We start from the raw sequence: 15,699 nt of genomic DNA, 5'->3' as shown, positions 1-15,699 counted from the left end.
CGAGGGCGTTAGGTTTATTGGGTATGGTGGCTTTAATAACCTTGTTTTAATCAAGGGATTTATTTATTATCGCGTCTATTTTGTAGTTTCTTAAATTTAACCTGCTGTAACTGATGTTCTCAATATAGCAAGTGTTGAGATTCATAGTGGAGATAAGTGGATGAGCAATGCGCCTGTAGACAATGGCCGACGTCGCTTTTTAACCATAGCTACCTCTGTTGTAGGTGGTGTTGGTGCGGCTGGGGCTGCTGTTCCTTTTATTGCGTCTTGGAATCCAAGTGAGCGAGCTAAATCTGCAGGTGCGCCTGTAGAAGTGGATATCAGCAAACTTGAACCCGGACAATTAATTCGTGTTGAGTGGCGAGGTAAACCTGTTTGGGTTATTTCTCGTACCCCAAAAATGTTAGAAGATATGAAAGCTCATGAAGGGCAACTTCGTGATCCTGCTTCTGAAGAACCTCAACAACTCGATTCAGCTAAAAATCCATACCGCTCTAAGCGTCCTGAGATTTTTGTTGCGGTCGGTATTTGTACGCACCTAGGCTGTTCTCCTAGCTTCCTTCAAGGTGGTTTTGGTGAAAAAGTTGAAGGTACTGAGGACGGTTTCTTCTGTCCATGCCATGGTTCTAAATTTGATATGGCTGGTCGTGTATTTCAAGCGGTTCCTGCACCGTTAAACCTAGAGATCCCTCCATACACCTTTATTGATGAAACCACTATTTTAGTGGGCGAAGAAGAAGGGGTAGCGTAATGGCTGAAAACTCTAAAGCAGCTTCTGGCGTTGTAGGTAACGTCATAAACTGGATCGATGACCGTATTCCAATGACACGTGTTTGGAATATGCACATTGCTCAATATCCTGCGCCAAAAAACTTTAACTTTTGGTATTTATTCGGATCACTAGCAATCCTTGTCCTAGTAAACCAGATTCTTACAGGTATCTGGTTAACCATGAACTATGTACCCTCTGCTGAAGGTGCATTTGCGTCAGTAGAATACATCATGCGTGATGTAGAATATGGTTGGTTACTCCGCTATCTGCACTCAACAGGTGCATCTGCATTTTTTGTTGTTGTGTACTTACATATGTTCCGTGGCATGATTTACGGTTCTTATCAAAAACCACGTGAATTACTGTGGTTGTTTGGTATGTTTATCTTCCTAGCCCTTATGGCTGAAGCATTTATGGGTTACTTACTGCCTTGGGGACAGATGTCTTTTTGGGGCGCGCAGGTAATTATCTCACTATTTGGTGCAATTCCGGTAATAGGTGAAGACCTAACGCAGTGGATCCGTGGTGACTATGTTATCTCAGGAGCAACGCTAAATCGTTTCTTTGCATTACATGTTATTGCATTACCATTAGTATTAGTTATTTTAGTATTCCTACACATTGTAGCGTTACATGAAGTCGGGTCTAATAACCCAGACGGTATTGACATTAAACATAAAAAAGGCACCATTTCAGAAGATGAAAAGCCTAAGTTTAAGTTCCATGAATACTACACTGACAAGAAAGATATCGTTGACGCGATCCCTTTCCACCCTTACTACACAGTAAAAGATGTTTTAGGCGTTGCAGGTTTCTTGATTCTATTCTGTTGGGTTGTATTTTTCTCTCCAGAAATGGGCGGGTTCTTTTTAGAAGCGCCAAACTTTGAAGCTGCTAACCCACTGAAAACACCTGAGCATATTTTCCCTGTTTGGTATTTTACGCCTTTCTATGCGATATTACGTGCTATTCCTGATAAATTGATGGGTGTAGCGGCAATGGGGGCATCGATTGTTGTGCTAGCGTTACTACCGTGGCTTGATCGGGGTTCAGTTCGCTCAATTCGTTACCGTTGTACATTACATAAATTGAATATTGCGCAATTTGTTGTGACATTTGTTATTTTAGGCTGGGTTGGTGCTACACCACAAACAGACTTTAAAACAATTTTATCGCAAATTACCACTGTGACTTACTTCATGTTCTTTGTATTATTATTTGTATACTCAAAGAATGAGACGACTAAGCCATTGCCGACGAGGGTAACTAAATGATGAAAAAACTAATTATCGGTTTATTCGCATTGTTGCCAACGTTCGTTATGGCAGCAGGTCCATCAGTACCTTTGATGGATGCTAATAATGATCTAACTGACAAAGCGTCACTTCAACGCGGTGCACAGTTATTCATGAATTACTGCTTAGGTTGTCACCAAATGCAGTACCAGCGTTATGAACGTACGTTCCGTGACATTGGTATTCCAACAGATATTGGCCAAGAACAGCTAATTTTTGATGGTTCAAAAGTGGGTGGCCATATTCTGAATGCAATGGACCAAGATGATGCCGCTAAATGGTTTGGCGCAGCGCCGCCAGATTTAACCTTGATCTCTCGAGTTAAATCTCCTGACTACATCTATACGTACTTAAAGTCGTTTTATAAAGATGAGTCGCGTCCATTTGGTGTAAATAATACGGTATTCCCTTTAGTGGGTATGCCACACGTACTACAAGAGTTGCAAGGTTTACCATTGCCGATCACTGAAGAAGTTGAAGAGCATGGTAAGATGGTTACTAAAATAGTAGGTCTAGAAACTGATGGCTCAGGTGAAATGAGCACAGATGAATATGATCATGCTGCACGTGACATTACTAACTTCTTAGCTTATGTAGGTGAGCCTTCTCGCCTTGAGTCTGAGTCGTTAGGTATTAAGGTGTTAGGGTTTTTATTAATTCTATTTATCCTTGCATTCTTCTTGAAGAAAGAATACTGGAGAGATGTTCACTAAGGTGAGCAAATCTAAGGTAATTATGTAATAGGGGCTGTAGCCCCTATTGCTGTTTAAAGTGATTTATTACTTTTGTAATTATTAATGGAGGTAGGCATGGCCGTTGCTGCCAATAAGCGCCCTGTAATGACTCTTTTCTCTGGTGCGAACTGTATGTACAGTCACCAAGTACGCATTGTACTTGCAGAGAAAGGCGTAAGTGTTGATATTCACCTAGCAGAAAAGGACAATCTGCCAGAAGCTCTTCATGAGATAAACCCTTATGGCACTGTACCAACTTTAATTGATCGTGAGCTTGGTCTTTACCGTGCAGACATCATCATGGAATACCTTGATGAGCGTTTTCCACATCCTCCACTAATGCCGGTATATCCAGTTATGCGTGGCCGCAGTCGCTTAATGATGCATCGCATCGAAAACGACTGGTACAGCCTTGCAGCAAAAATCTCAGCAGGCGGCTCTGATGCAGCTATTGCTCGTAGAGATTTAACTGAAGCACTGTTAGCGGTTGCAGCAATCTTTACTGAAGCGCCTTACTTTATGAGTGAAGAGTTTAGTTTAGTTGATTGTTACCTAGCACCATTATTATGGCGTTTGCCTGAGCTTGGTATTGAGCTTAATGGCGCGGGTGCAAAAGAAATGAAAGATTATATGCTTCGTTTGTTTGAGCGTGATTCGTTCCAAGCATCATTGACTGAAGCAGAGCGTGAGATCCGATCATAATGACGCCAAATCGCCCATACCTCTTAAGAGCTTTTTTCGATTGGATTGTTGATAATGAATGCACACCGCATCTGGTGGTTAATGCTGATTATCCTGCGGTACAAGTACCGACGCAATTTGTTCAGGATGGGCAAATTGTATTGAATATTAGTCCTTCGGCAGTGACTGCTTTTTCATTAGATAACGAGCAACTGAGCTTTAATGCCCGGTTTGGTGGCCAGCCTATGCAGGTTTACGTACCACTTGGTGCCGTGCTTGCGATATATGCTCGTGAAAATGGTGAGGGGACCGTATTTACGCAAGAAGCATTTGATGACGCTGAGCTAGAAGAGACTTTTGAGCCTGTAGAAAGTGCAGAAACAGTATCAACTGAGCCTGTTGAAAAGCCTGAGAAAAAGAAAGGTTCACATTTACGCGTGGTCAAATAACGACTCATTCAATATAAAAAAAACCCGCATAAAGCGGGTTTTTTATACCAGTTTTAAATTATCTACTTGAGAAGGTCATTAAAGGTATTCAAATGCCTTAATTACACGCTCTACACCACTGATGTTTCTTGCTATCTCAACTGCTTGCTCTGCCTCTATAGGGGCTACGAGGCCCATCAGAAAGACTTCTGCGTTTTCAGTCACGACCTTTATGTTGTTCCCACTGACACTTTCATCGGCGAGGAGCTTGGTTTTGACTTTTGACGTGAGCCAAGTATCGTGGGTTTGTGTGGTGATCCCAATATTACTGCCAATTCGCAATTGATTGTGGATCCGACGGATTGCAGGCACCGCTTTTAGTGCGGCTTCAGCTTCGGTGCGCATTTCAACATTACTGACTTGACCGACTAATAACACCACGCCATTGACGCTGATGACGCTAATATTGGCATGATTAGCTAAACGGTCAATGCTTTTTAATGCCAAAGCCCCTTTGATCTCGATATTATTGTCATCGATTTGGACTCCGATTGTTCGACGATCATTGGCTGCAGACACGGCTCCCGCTGTCCCTGCTACAACCGCAGCCGCGCACCCTTGAAGCAGGGTCAGGCTTAATAGTAAGGCGATAGGTTTAACATACATTTATTGTTCTTCCTGTGGGAATAATGTGTCATCGATGAGCTGGCTCAAACAATGAAGTGAAAATAGATGAGATTCTATAATGCGACTAGGCCGCTTACTCGGCACTCTGATCTCAACATCATTAGGTCCAAGTAGTCCGGTTAATTCCCCTCCATCATCACCAATTAACGCTATGACCTTCATGTCTTTGGTAAGTGCGGCTTCAGCGGCACTCACAATACTTTTCTCATTGCCATTAACACCAATAACCAATAATAGGTCACCTTGCTGAGCAAATGCCCTGACTTGCCGAGCGTAGTGTTCAGTATCATCTTCTGTACTAACTGTGCCCAAATTGATGCTATTTTGCGTCAGTGCTACAGCTGGTAGGCAAGGTCGCTCGGTTTCGTAAAAGTTCACTAAGAGGCCGGCCATATGTGTTGCTAACATATGACAGCTTGGTACACCGCAGCATACTACTTTATTGCCATTTATTAAGCTTTGTACAATTGTAAATGCCGCTGCTTCTAATGAGCTTGGTAATACTTCTCCAGCAGCTATTTGTGCTTGAATACTTTCTGTAAAAATCGTCTTAATAGATTCTTGCATATTAAAAAACGCTCTTAATCCATTGTATATTTGGAGGATTTTGGCCCTCGATTGCTACAAAGTCTACTCGTACTTCAGCATTATGCAACTGATGGTCTGTCAAATACTGATGAATACTTCGCCTGAGCCTTTGTTGTTTTGTATATGATAAAGCAGCGACTGCTCCACCAAACCCTTTATACTTTCGGTATTTTACTTCAATAAATACCATTTTATTACCATCACGCATGATAAGATCTATTTCACCATAACGGCAATAGTAATTTTTTGCCTCAAATATTAGCCCTTGGCGTTTCAAGTAAGAAAGCGCAAGCTGTTCATAGAAAGATCCTTTTTCTCTTGTGTTGCTAAACAGTCCTTTTAGCATGCAATGTTCCTTTATTAGTTGCTTCTCTTACTTTGTATTTCCCCCAGTTCCATCGAGTTTTGCATAAACAGTGGTAATGGTGCTTGTTCATTGAGTTGCACAAGGCGGATCTGTTGTTTACTGTATTGTGCCCATTTTAACCTGCGATGAATCACGTTATCTGATTTTATACTGAGGTTTCCTGTTAAACCAACCAGTTCTTTTCCGGGGATTTTTGCTAACTGTTTTACTTCACCAATAAGTGTGATCGCATCAAATGCCATGGCAAATAACCGTTGTTCAATATCAGCTTGTTCTGGAAACATCTGCTGATATTTTTCTCGTAAATTTTTATTATCCACAGCATTTGGTAGCATCCAAGGTTGCTCAGTAAAGAACAGCCCATCTAAATCGTTTTTATCTGTGATATCGATACGCCTGCTGTAACTTCGTGAGCTGGCATAAAGAGGGATCTTAGGGGCAAACGTACTCACATTGACATCAAGGTAAGGTTTTAACAAGCGCGTTTCAGCTGAATTACCTAATATATAGATTACATCGATATCTTGTCTTGAACGTGTTTCACTCTCAATGTCGGTTTTTCTATATAAGCTTTCAATGGTTTTAATACGTTGCTTTGAATCTTCGACTTCTAACAACTCCGCGATGATTTTTGCCATATTTTTGCTGTCGGTATAAAAACCAACTTCAGGCTCTGCGTTGCTATATCGGTGCCATTGAGAAGAGAAGTGTTCAACAAGGCGGTTACCAGAGTTGCTTTCTGGTGCGAGCAACATGGGTTTTTGATATTTCTTAGCTAAAAAATGCACCATTGCTTGTTCAACTTCATGTTCTGGGTTAAGCGAGAAATAATAGTGATGTGGGGCTGAATTTGTTGAATGATTTTGTGTATTTAAATAAATAGTCGGAAGTGCTGCAATGATATCGCTACTTTGCAGCTTTTCTATATTAGACCGTAGTAGTGGTCCAATTACAAAGTCAATTTTATTAGTTTGTAACTGTTGTTCAATGTCTTGATGTGTAAGCATTTCATCAATAAAAAACACTTCAGTATGCGATATGCTGTCAGTAGCTGCTAAAAAGCCATTTTTTAATGCAACGCCAAGTCGCTCGCTTGCGCCTGATTGGGGGAGTAATATGGCGAGCTTGCTGGTTTTATAGGGAGCAAGTAATACGGATTCAGTGACTTCTCGTGGCAAAATATAGCTCGCAGGGTGATTAACAAAACGGCGTTGCCAATTGTTCATCGCTTGATGGAGCTCAACACCTGCGCCTAAATAAATTTGCTGATATTTTGCGAGTTTGACCCAGCCTTGCTGAATAACTGAGCCGGTATCAAAGCGCTCTAATGCATACGAAGACAACTGTTGCAATGCGAGCCAGATTTCATCGTTTAAGCCTGCTAATGAGAGAGTATGCTGCGAAGCAATGTTGGCCGACTTAAAATAATGCACAAGTGCTTTTTTTGGCAATTGCTGTGATGCATAGATGCTCCCAATTAAATATTGGTGCCATGCTTGGTGTTCAGGGAGTTTGAGTTGCTCAGATAAGGTATGAAGAATAGCTAAGGCTGCAGTGTAGTTAGCCATTTCTTTGCGTGCGAGTGCGATATAGAGCTTATTTTGGACATGGTCAACGCTACTTTTACTCTCTAACGCTAAACATGCTAGCTCTAATGTAAGCCAATCTTGTTCTTCAATGGCGCTCTCCCGCGCGCTATACAACAACTGGATCTTAGTGATGCTCTGTTTTGACATTGCTTTGTTATACAACCCTGCCGCGTTTAATACATCAACGGTAGACTGCTGTTGGCTATTATTTTCTCTAACCGACGTGTTTGACGTTTTTTCGGTTGTGCTACAGGCTGATAAACCTGACAATATACCAATTACAAGACTAATTACTTTCAGTCGCACTATGGACCCTTGGTTAATTTTGTTGTTGAAGGGTTATCTTACTGACTGAAACTGGAGAGCTCAATGATTAAAGCACACAACACAGATAAAATCGGCACCCTATATGTGGTTGCGACGCCAATTGGTAACCTCGGTGATATTAGCGAACGCGCACTGACAACATTATCTGAAGTGGACTTAATCGCAGCTGAAGATACCCGCCACACTGGTAAATTGTTGAGCCATTTTAATATTAAAGCGAAAACATTTGCGCTGCATGACCACAATGAAAAGCAAAAGGCACAGCAAGTGGTTGATTGGTTAAATGAAGGGCTTGATATTGCGCTAGTATCTGATGCTGGTACTCCGCTGATCAGTGATCCTGGTTACTCGGTGGTCAACTTGTGTCGAGCGCAAGGTGCGCATGTTACCCCGGTCCCAGGTGCGTGTGCCGCGATCACGGCTGTCAGCTGTTCAGGTTTACCGACTGATCGCTTTCAATTTGTGGGCTTTACACCCGCAAAAAGTCAAGCGAGGCAGCAGTTTTTTATTGATGCATATGAAAGCAATATCACCAGTATTATGTATGAAAGTACGCACCGCATTATGGCCAGTTTAGATGATTTGAAAGTGGCGCTAGGGGCAGAGCAGCAAGTGGTTTTTGCCAAAGAGTTAACAAAAACATACGAAACATTTTTCAGTGGCACGGTAACGGCACTCATTGAGTTTTTAACGGAAGAGCCTGAAAAGCAACGGGGCGAGCTAGTATTGATGCTACCTGGTAAGCCTAAGCAGCAAGAAGAGATCCCTACCGATGCAAAACGTATGTTGTCCTTACTAGAACCTGAGATGCCATTAAAAAAAGCATGTGGTGTGGTTGCTGACTATTTTGGCTTAAAGAAAAATGCGTTGTATAAAGCAGCAATTGCAGAAAAAGAGCAGTAAAAAGCGTGAGCTTTGTCTCGATATACCGTATAATCCGCCGCGAGTCAGCCGGATAATCGCTGCCTGTGACGAAAATGATCAGGGGGAGGAAAGTCCGGGCTCCATAGGGCAGGGTGCCAGTTAACGGCTGGGAGGCGAAAGCCTACGACAAGTGCAGCAGAGAGAAGACCGCCAACTTTCGAGTTGGTAAGGGTGAAAGGGTGCGGTAAGAGCGCACCGGGCCACTGGTAACAGTTGGTTGCAAGGTAAACTCCACCCGGAGCAAGACCAAATAGGGTTCCATCTTTTAACTAAGAACGCGTGGCCCACGTGGGAACCGGGTAGGTTGCTTGAGCCTAGGAGCGATCCTAGGCCTAGACGAATGATTATCTATTACAGAACCCGGCTTATAGGCTGACTCGCAAATTTTAGTAACCGCTTGAATTTCAAGCGGTTATCTAAAATCCCTTATATTTCATATCATTAAATTCAAAATTTGGTACACGGAATGGTACACGGGTTTACTTTTCAGCTTTTTAAAATTCACTTCGAAAAATCATCCTAATTTTTGTTTTGGCTACAATTTTTGCCTGTTAAGAACGTTTGAAATTTTAAACTTAGAGTGACAAAAAATTGGTACACGGTGTGATACACGGTGACCTACTCAAGCCATAAACATGAAAGCTGTAGCTAGTAATAAGTATTTATACCTTCGCAAGCAGTGGTTTTATTTTCGAATGAGACTACCTAAACGGTTAGGCGTTAGGGAAATCCGAATTGCATTACAAGCTCAAAACCTTATTAATGCCGTTAATAAACTTAATTGTACTAGCTGATACCTCATCATTGGTGCTTCGAATGTTGGCTAGTAAATTAACCACATTTAAATGTATTAGTGTGACATTTATCCCATCGACCACTGCCTTCAAATGTCGGCCCCCGTAACCTAATTTCAGCTTTCAAAGCCGATCTTATTGCAAACAGCTGGTAAGTTATCTTTTATATTGCCTTGAGCAAAATGATATTGAGTCGTGTAGTTTTTAATGAATGCGCGGTCACCAGCCACAACCTTGTCGATCCATGATGCATGGTAGGAAATTCTTGAGTAAATCTCGGTTACACCATATTCGCCAACGTTTAACGTAGGAGAGTCAACACGAGAACTAACACCATAAACATAGTATTGACCGTCAATCACTTTATAAGCAGGCCCTCCGCTATCTGCATTCCCTGAAACACCTTCCAATGGAAGAGCTTTATCCCCTTTATCGAAAACAAAAAATAATTCTTTTTGACTAGTTTTTTCAATTTTATTTTCCGCTTTTCTGAGTAACCCTTTATTTCCGCTAACTGCTGGGTCTGTTTGGCCTGTTAAACCGGTTCCTGTCGCACCACTGCCAATAAACCAAATATTTTGCGTTGCTTCATCGCTGCTACGGTAGAGCTTTGCAGGTTCAATATTGGTAATAGGGGCTTTAAGTTTAATGAGCGCAATGTCATTTTCATCGCCGTTCAAATAGCCAGAATGCGTATAGCGTGTTTCTACTTCTGCGAATTGATTTTCTACCTTAATCGTATCGCCATTTTCGACACAGAAAATACCGTGACCGGCGGTCACAACCCAAGAAGGATCAATCAACGTGCCGTGAACTCCAATTTTGTATAAGGTTGCTAATGGAGGAAAATCCTTTATAGAAGCTTGGTATTTACTATCTTCCACATCATGCCTAATCACGATACTGTTTGCCTGAAAAGTAACAAGTGCCATCGTCAAGCTGATTAAACTTTTACCTAATGTCATGTTCATACCTACTTCCCGGCTTCATCTTTAGAGTTAAAACCTTTGCCAAGGACACTCGCTTTTTTTAACTTTTTCTCTAAGGCATCTATCCTGTAAAAAAGCCCAGCAAGTACAAATCCAAATAATCCAAAAGCTTCCATTTAATTCTCCTAATGTACAATATTAATAGCGATAACGCCTTGGTAGTGGCGCATAACAGTGAACACATGTTCATAGCTAGACGCCTATAAATAAATAGAAGTCCTCTAAAATTTATCTTAAAATTTCTAAAAGAAATAAGAATCAGTATGTGAGCTAGACTGTTTCTGATAGTTATTTGATATAGACAAATAGCATTACTTGGAGCTCCAATATCGGCAATTTAGTTAGCTTTTCTAAATTCGAGCCAATCTAGCTCCCACCAGTCGAAGCCTTCTCTTTGAATGGAGAACTGTAGGTCGTGCAATCCCATTTCTAGATAAACTTGATGTCGATTGGATGACTTATCATCTATATTTGGATCGTAATCAATATCGCTTAATAACTTATTACCTGACCACAGTTTGAAAAGTGTACCGCTTCGAGTCGAATAACCTGAATAGTTTAATTGGTAGAAACCACTTTCTTCGACATTCACTTTAAACTTAGCAATAACAGTATTCTGATCATGACCTTGTATAAGTTTGCTTAGATAAATGCGCTCTTGTTTGTCTTTTTTAGCTTCTCGCTTTTCCAGTAACACACCGTGTAATTGCGTGGCATATTTTGCTTCAATTTTTCCTGGTATTTTCTGTACTGAAGGAGAGTCAAACAACGCAATATTACTAGGCAAACTGATGAATTCATCAGTTACTGCCACAACTCGAAAACTTGTATTAGCAGTCAAAGAATCTAGCTTGAAGCTGCTTTGAGTTTTAGTTACTGACGCTACTTTTGAGTAATAGTTTTTAAAGTACTTGCCCATATGATGTGCGTAGTCAGTGGTTGAACGATAAATATCGTATGCCACAACTCTATTGTCCTTACTAGGGCTCCAATGCAACTCATATTGCTTTGAAACAACTGACTTTAGGTAAACATGACTTGGTGTATCGGGGATAATTGGCCGAGTTAGCCTTCTATGTTTTTGTGCTTCAATCAGCTGTTTTTCAAACGCTATTGAAGTCGCGTCAATGTCATCAATAACCATATTGGAGGCGAGCCTGAAACCTACGCCATCAAAGGGAATATTTCTATCAATTCTCCACTTTTCGTAGTGTGGCTTTGGTGGGGAGTGCCAACCAAAACCACGGTGAACGACCATGTCACATTTATCGATGTTTTTTGGCTTTGCTCCTGACACGTCATATTGCTCAACCCAGCATGACGCGACCATTTCGGAAATGTTCCCGAGCATGTCATAGAGGCCAAATGGATTTGCTCTATACATCCCTACAAGCGTTGTATAAGGTTCGTAATCGTTGCACTTTAAATAGCCCCAAAACCCCACATAGCTTGCACCATATTGTTGATTTGGAAAATACTCTCCATAGTTGTCCGGAAAATTCCCATATTGACAAGCCTGAGTTAAATCAGGGTCATCCCCCCAAAAAAAGCGACTTGTTGTGTTGGCTTTTGTTGCATATTCCCACTCTTGCTCGGTAGGCAAGCGATAAGATTTTCCCGCTTTGTTGCTCAACCAGTTGGCATAATTAACGGCATCGTCATATCGAATACAAGTCACTGGTTGAAATTCACTAAACAAGTGTTTGTTATCCTTCCAACTCGCAGTTCCCTCAACATCAGGGCCATTCATCCAATTTTCACCAATGTAATCATTGCATGTAGCGGGGATTTCATAACCCGTGTCATTGACAAATTTTTTGAACTCTCTGACGGTGACATGGTACTTGGCGAGTTGAAATGCCGAAATTTTAACTTCATGCGCAGGCCCAACTCTTTTGTTACCGACATTAGAGCCCATCGTAAATGAGCCTTCTGATATGTTAACCATTGGCGGCGCTATATAATCAGCCGCAAATGAATTTGAGCTTAAAAATAGCAATGTGCCTATGAGATTGACTTTAATTTTTGGGTTTATTGTTGCCATCTTTTACTTCCTTTAGTTTTAGAAGATGAAAACAGGAAGGAACAGAGAGGTCTTACAAAAAAAATTAAATTTCATTATAAAAGTCTAAAACTGATTAATTTACACTTCTAAAATTATTCTAAAAATCTATAACAGCCCCAACCAATAATGATAAAATTATAAATATCAGCAGCTTAAATTTATAGGCAATTTAATTGGCTTTAATGGGGGAAGCCTTGGTACAAATTCACAAAATTTATACCGAGGAGAGATCATGCCTTCATTTAACTCAAGAGCATTTATTGGCGCGTCGTTATTTTGCGCCGTTATTGTTCTCACAGTCACGTCAATCTGGTTATACACCAAGCAACACAGCGCGCTAATTGCTGTTATACATACCATGATTGGTTTTACCATGCTGATAGTCGCCATTTGGCATATGGTAAAAAACTTTAAGCCATTGTTCTTTTATTTAAACCCTAAAAAGAAATTCAATTCAAAATACTCAGTCGCAATGCCTATTGCCTTGTGCTTGAGCATCTACTTAGTTTTATCCCCAATCCTATCCCTAGCGCCAGCATTACAAGTCTATCAGTTTGGTCAGACACTAAAAGCAACTGATAAGGCACTTGAAGAAGAGTCTGGCGGCGACAAAGAACTTAAATATATTGAACGTTCTATCAAAAAACAGGGGGCACAAGGACAGACCATTACTGTAGAGCTTAAAAAAGGTCCATATTTTATGTGGCCACAATATGCTTTTTGGTTAGAAACGATAGAAGGTGAGTTTGTTCAACCTTTATATGTAACTAGCGCGTTCGCGACCAATAATTTTACCAACAAAGTGACGGCGAGAGATCCAAATCAAGTATTTTCCTCACATATGTTCATGGGTGAAGATGCAGTAGGTGAAGACGCATTAGTGTTTTTGGGTGAAGAGCCTAGTACCAAAGACACACGTATGAGACCGGAGTCCTTGCCTGTATTCCTTCATCAACTAGGTGTTCAAGCTGACAACGGGTTTTATGTTCCAACTGACAGCAAGCTAGCAATTGATGGATACACAGGAGCAACGATGGAAGATAACTTTATTTACTCAGTGCAACTACCTGGTCAGCTAAAAGGAAAATATAGGGTTCGTTTTGAAATTAACCACTCCTTTGATTTCAACGAGTTTTACTCGAGTGATAGGTTTCCGGAAGACCCAGTATATTCAGGGAGTGGTTTCTCCGCTCAACCATCAGTAATTTACCAAGCCATTATTGATTTTGATAACGCTGAAACGTTAGCACAAATGTCTGTTGTCGGTAGGGGGCATCACTCGGGACAGAATGGTGAGTTATACGGTGATCTGGAAAATCTGACAACAGCGCTTGAGCTTGTGGATCGAATTATAGTCAGCGTTAGCCTATAAACGTTTGCAATGACAGCCAGTAGAGTTACAACTGGCTGTTGTATTTTGGCTTAGTTCTGAATTGAAGAGTATAGAAAATCGGTTTTGAAATGAGCTACTTCAATTTACTCTTTATCGCCGACAAATCACTTTTTGAGTCTATCAGATTATGTTCTTTAATCAGTGACGCTGAAATTTCGATGCTGGATTTTGCCAATTCGATCTTATCTTGAACGATATAAAACTCGGCAAGATCTAGATTAGTTTGAGCCACGCCCATTGGACATTTCAAGAGCTCTTGATACTTCAGAGCAGAATCAAAATAGTCCTTTGCATCATCATAATTACTTCGATATTGATGTAACTTTCCAAGCATGGAGTGTGTGTAAGAAAAATATAACCAGTCTTTACTCATCTCCGATTCTAACGCGGCTTTTTGTAATGTTTGCTCCGCGATGTCATAGTTTTTCTGAATGAATGACGCAGTTGCAAACACAAAGAGTAACCGATTGTGGTATTTCGCTTTATCGCCTTCTAAGTTGAGTTCTAATGCGCTTTTAGATGATTCTAGAGCTAAGTCGATTTTCCCCAAATTTAGCGCCACTTTTGAATATAAATAGTGCACATAAAGATTTGCTTTATCACTCGCTAATGCGCTCTGCAAGAAACCTAAAGCTGACTCAGGGTTATTTTCTTCTAGCAGACTTATCGCCTTTGCAATGAGACTATCGCGTAACTTACTGTCCATACTTTCTGTGTTAATTGAAGTCACAGGAGAGGTCACTTGATTAAACTCTTGCGCCAATAAACTAATCCCCTCATTGATATCTTTCACATTAAGCGATTTAGTATCAACACTGCGGGGAGTGTATACAGAAAATACAATGTTATAGTCGCCAGGCACGCCGCTTATCTTTGTGTCCAAAACAATAGAAGCACCTGACTTATCAAAGATGTTAGAAATATCCTTTCGCTCGTCGAGAGAAAGTCTATTAACGATTTCAATAACGTCTTCTAGCTGGAACAGAGTTATTCCTTGAACGGGCTGGATTTGATCGATCACGCCTTGCATCGCTCCGTAACGTAACCATTTTTCAGAGTCCTGAAGAAGACTGACGTTAAAAGGAAGAATAACAACGCCTTCGTGATTTTTAGAAGCATTATGAAATGCCTGCTCTTGACGGTTTTCCGCAGTGAGACTTGTCACCTCTTGAACTGGTTTAGGAGTGCCGAAGAAAAAATATAAAGAAGCAATAATCAAAGTAACAGAAGCTGTTACTGCAACTAGCGTTGATTTAGAAAAGGAAAATATGGGGGTTATTGAATTTTTAGGCTTTGTCGCGAATTGCTCACTAACAATCGTTGTATTTGGACAAGACCAAGCATAACCCTTCTTTGGAAATGTTTTTATAATTTCCGAGGAATCAAATTCTTTGCGTATTTCATTTATTGATTGAAATATAACCTGCTCTTCAACAACAGAATCTGGCCAAACACTTTCTAGAATTTGAGCTTTAGAAATAACCTTTCCAGGAGCCTTAGCCAAAAGAACAAGTAGTTCAAATGTTTTAGGTCTAAGAATTATTTTTGAGCCATTCAACTCTATAACTCTTGTATCAATATTTATTACGCAATAGCTATCGAGCTCTGCCAAGTGCCCTCCAATTACAAGTTACTCCGATTAAGCTTGAAGAACATTAACATTTAAAATAAAAGTTATATATGATTATCCCCAAATTTAATAATTTAGCTAGTCGAATAAATTATTGCTTTTGCGCATTAATGTAACGGTATGATTTAACTAGAGACTTCGTTATAGGTAAAATTCAATTAACTAACGAGGTCAAAATACCAAAGAAAACTGATCTGAACCGTTAAAACTGGACACTTCAATAAGCTACGTTCAATAGTTCAAATTGCTTAGGGCTAAAATTGCCAAGAGCACTATTTAAGAAGTGAGCTCCTTCAAAATAATTAACTCGCAATACTTTTAGCATCAGCTCGTAATTGCGAGCAATTTGCTAAAATCTAAGCTGACAATCACCGATTGAAAAACGGGTAACTGTCAGATCAAGTCTGAGCTAGTACATTTCATTGGACTTCGAGTC

The 15,699-nt window shown here is 40.5% G+C and carries 15 protein-coding genes and 1 other RNA gene; 8 read left to right on the top strand and 8 right to left on the bottom strand.

Annotation, left to right across the window (positions count from 1 at the left end):
- Positions 1-160: 160 nt before the first annotated feature.
- The 5 genes from petA (at position 161) to CWC18_RS07190 (ending at position 3,931) form a co-directional block, all read left to right on the top strand.
- Positions 161-751, top strand: a complete 591-nt coding sequence (gene petA, locus CWC18_RS07210) for a ubiquinol-cytochrome c reductase iron-sulfur subunit (RefSeq protein ID WP_010361382.1) — start codon at positions 161-163, stop codon at positions 749-751.
- Positions 751-2,046, top strand: coding sequence for a cytochrome b (locus CWC18_RS07205; RefSeq protein WP_138674993.1), 1,296 nt, complete (start codon positions 751-753; stop codon positions 2,044-2,046). The genes petA and CWC18_RS07205 overlap by 1 nt, the downstream gene beginning before the upstream one ends.
- Positions 2,043-2,780, top strand: a complete 738-nt coding sequence (locus CWC18_RS07200; RefSeq protein WP_138592661.1) for a cytochrome c1 — start codon at positions 2,043-2,045, stop codon at positions 2,778-2,780. Before CWC18_RS07205 ends, CWC18_RS07200 begins: the two co-directional genes overlap by 4 nt.
- 96 nt (positions 2,781-2,876) lie before the next feature.
- Positions 2,877-3,503 carry a stringent starvation protein SspA gene (gene sspA, locus CWC18_RS07195; RefSeq protein WP_138592660.1) on the top strand — a complete coding sequence of 209 codons (627 nt, stop codon included), beginning with the start codon at positions 2,877-2,879 and terminating at the stop codon, positions 3,501-3,503.
- Positions 3,503-3,931 (top strand): ClpXP protease specificity-enhancing factor, encoded by a 429-nt coding sequence (locus CWC18_RS07190; protein ID WP_138592659.1) that lies wholly within the window; start codon positions 3,503-3,505, stop codon positions 3,929-3,931. Before sspA ends, CWC18_RS07190 begins: the two co-directional genes overlap by 1 nt.
- A 78-nt stretch (positions 3,932-4,009) precedes the next feature.
- Here the strand turns inward: CWC18_RS07190 and dolP are convergent, their stop codons facing one another.
- From dolP to CWC18_RS07170, 4 genes are read right to left on the bottom strand one after another with little or no spacing between them, the layout of a single operon-like run.
- Entirely contained in the window at positions 4,010-4,576 is a 567-nt protein-coding gene (gene dolP, locus CWC18_RS07185) for a division/outer membrane stress-associated lipid-binding lipoprotein (RefSeq protein ID WP_138592658.1), read from the bottom strand.
- A complete protein-coding gene (locus CWC18_RS07180) occupies positions 4,577-5,164 on the bottom strand; it encodes an SIS domain-containing protein (RefSeq protein WP_138592657.1) in 588 nt (195 codons plus the stop codon). It abuts the gene before it with no gap.
- Position 5,165: 1 nt separating this feature from the next.
- Positions 5,166-5,531, bottom strand: a complete 366-nt coding sequence (locus CWC18_RS07175) for a YraN family protein (RefSeq protein ID WP_138592656.1) — start codon at positions 5,529-5,531, stop codon at positions 5,166-5,168.
- 14 nt (positions 5,532-5,545) lie between these two features.
- Positions 5,546-7,447, bottom strand: a complete 1,902-nt coding sequence (locus CWC18_RS07170) for a penicillin-binding protein activator (RefSeq protein ID WP_138674992.1) — start codon at positions 7,445-7,447, stop codon at positions 5,546-5,548.
- Positions 7,448-7,510: 63 nt separating this feature from the next.
- On the opposite strand from CWC18_RS07170, the gene rsmI reads away from it, so the two are divergent.
- Positions 7,511-8,371 carry a 16S rRNA (cytidine(1402)-2'-O)-methyltransferase gene (gene rsmI, locus CWC18_RS07165; RefSeq protein ID WP_138592654.1) on the top strand — a complete coding sequence of 287 codons (861 nt, stop codon included), beginning with the start codon at positions 7,511-7,513 and terminating at the stop codon, positions 8,369-8,371.
- Between the two features lie 40 nt (positions 8,372-8,411).
- Positions 8,412-8,776: RNase P RNA component class A (gene rnpB, locus CWC18_RS07160), an RNA gene on the top strand.
- A 526-nt stretch (positions 8,777-9,302) separates the two neighbouring features.
- Here the strand turns inward: rnpB and CWC18_RS07155 are convergent.
- From CWC18_RS07155 to CWC18_RS07150, 3 genes are all read right to left on the bottom strand, one after another.
- Positions 9,303-10,151 (bottom strand): S1 family peptidase, encoded by an 849-nt coding sequence (locus CWC18_RS07155; protein WP_171041053.1) that lies wholly within the window; start codon positions 10,149-10,151, stop codon positions 9,303-9,305.
- Positions 10,152-10,159: 8 nt separating this feature from the next.
- Complete coding sequence (locus tag CWC18_RS21710; protein WP_283241083.1) at positions 10,160-10,291, bottom strand: hypothetical protein; 132 nt, start codon at positions 10,289-10,291, stop codon at positions 10,160-10,162.
- Between the two features lie 221 nt (positions 10,292-10,512).
- A complete protein-coding gene (locus tag CWC18_RS07150) occupies positions 10,513-12,219 on the bottom strand; it encodes an SUMF1/EgtB/PvdO family nonheme iron enzyme (protein WP_138674991.1) in 1,707 nt (568 codons plus the stop codon).
- Between the two features lie 253 nt (positions 12,220-12,472).
- Here CWC18_RS07150 and CWC18_RS07145 point away from each other — a divergent pair, with 253 nt between their 5' ends.
- Positions 12,473-13,612, top strand: coding sequence for a hypothetical protein (locus CWC18_RS07145; protein WP_138674990.1), 1,140 nt, complete (start codon positions 12,473-12,475; stop codon positions 13,610-13,612).
- Between the two features lie 94 nt (positions 13,613-13,706).
- Here CWC18_RS07145 and CWC18_RS07140 read toward each other — a convergent pair whose 3' ends face one another.
- Positions 13,707-15,245, bottom strand: a complete 1,539-nt coding sequence (locus CWC18_RS07140; RefSeq protein ID WP_171041052.1) for a winged helix-turn-helix domain-containing protein — start codon at positions 15,243-15,245, stop codon at positions 13,707-13,709.
- Positions 15,246-15,699 lie beyond the last annotated feature (454 nt).

Origin of the sequence: Pseudoalteromonas aurantia, from assembly GCF_005886875.1 — a bacterium.
GTDB classification, from domain to species: Bacteria; Pseudomonadota; Gammaproteobacteria; order Enterobacterales; family Alteromonadaceae; genus Pseudoalteromonas; species Pseudoalteromonas aurantia_A.
Note: the sequence above shows the minus strand (reverse complement) of the source record. Positions and strands in the feature narration are given on the sequence as shown.

Coding starts and splice junctions, on each gene's coding strand:
- petA (WP_010361382.1), top strand. CDS start 161: ATGAGCAATGCGCCTGTAGACAATGGCCGACGTCGCTTTTTAACCATA.
- CWC18_RS07205 (WP_138674993.1), top strand. CDS start 751: ATGGCTGAAAACTCTAAAGCAGCTTCTGGCGTTGTAGGTAACGTCATA.
- CWC18_RS07200 (WP_138592661.1), top strand. CDS start 2,043: ATGATGAAAAAACTAATTATCGGTTTATTCGCATTGTTGCCAACGTTC.
- sspA (WP_138592660.1), top strand. CDS start 2,877: ATGGCCGTTGCTGCCAATAAGCGCCCTGTAATGACTCTTTTCTCTGGT.
- CWC18_RS07190 (WP_138592659.1), top strand. CDS start 3,503: ATGACGCCAAATCGCCCATACCTCTTAAGAGCTTTTTTCGATTGGATT.
- dolP (WP_138592658.1), bottom strand. CDS start 4,576: ATGTATGTTAAACCTATCGCCTTACTATTAAGCCTGACCCTGCTTCAA.
- CWC18_RS07180 (WP_138592657.1), bottom strand. CDS start 5,164: ATGCAAGAATCTATTAAGACGATTTTTACAGAAAGTATTCAAGCACAA.
- CWC18_RS07175 (WP_138592656.1), bottom strand. CDS start 5,531: ATGCTAAAAGGACTGTTTAGCAACACAAGAGAAAAAGGATCTTTCTAT.
- rsmI (WP_138592654.1), top strand. CDS start 7,511: ATGATTAAAGCACACAACACAGATAAAATCGGCACCCTATATGTGGTT.
- CWC18_RS07155 (WP_171041053.1), bottom strand. CDS start 10,151: ATGACATTAGGTAAAAGTTTAATCAGCTTGACGATGGCACTTGTTACT.
- CWC18_RS21710 (WP_283241083.1), bottom strand. CDS start 10,291: ATGGAAGCTTTTGGATTATTTGGATTTGTACTTGCTGGGCTTTTTTAC.
- CWC18_RS07150 (WP_138674991.1), bottom strand. CDS start 12,219: ATGGCAACAATAAACCCAAAAATTAAAGTCAATCTCATAGGCACATTG.
- CWC18_RS07145 (WP_138674990.1), top strand. CDS start 12,473: ATGCCTTCATTTAACTCAAGAGCATTTATTGGCGCGTCGTTATTTTGC.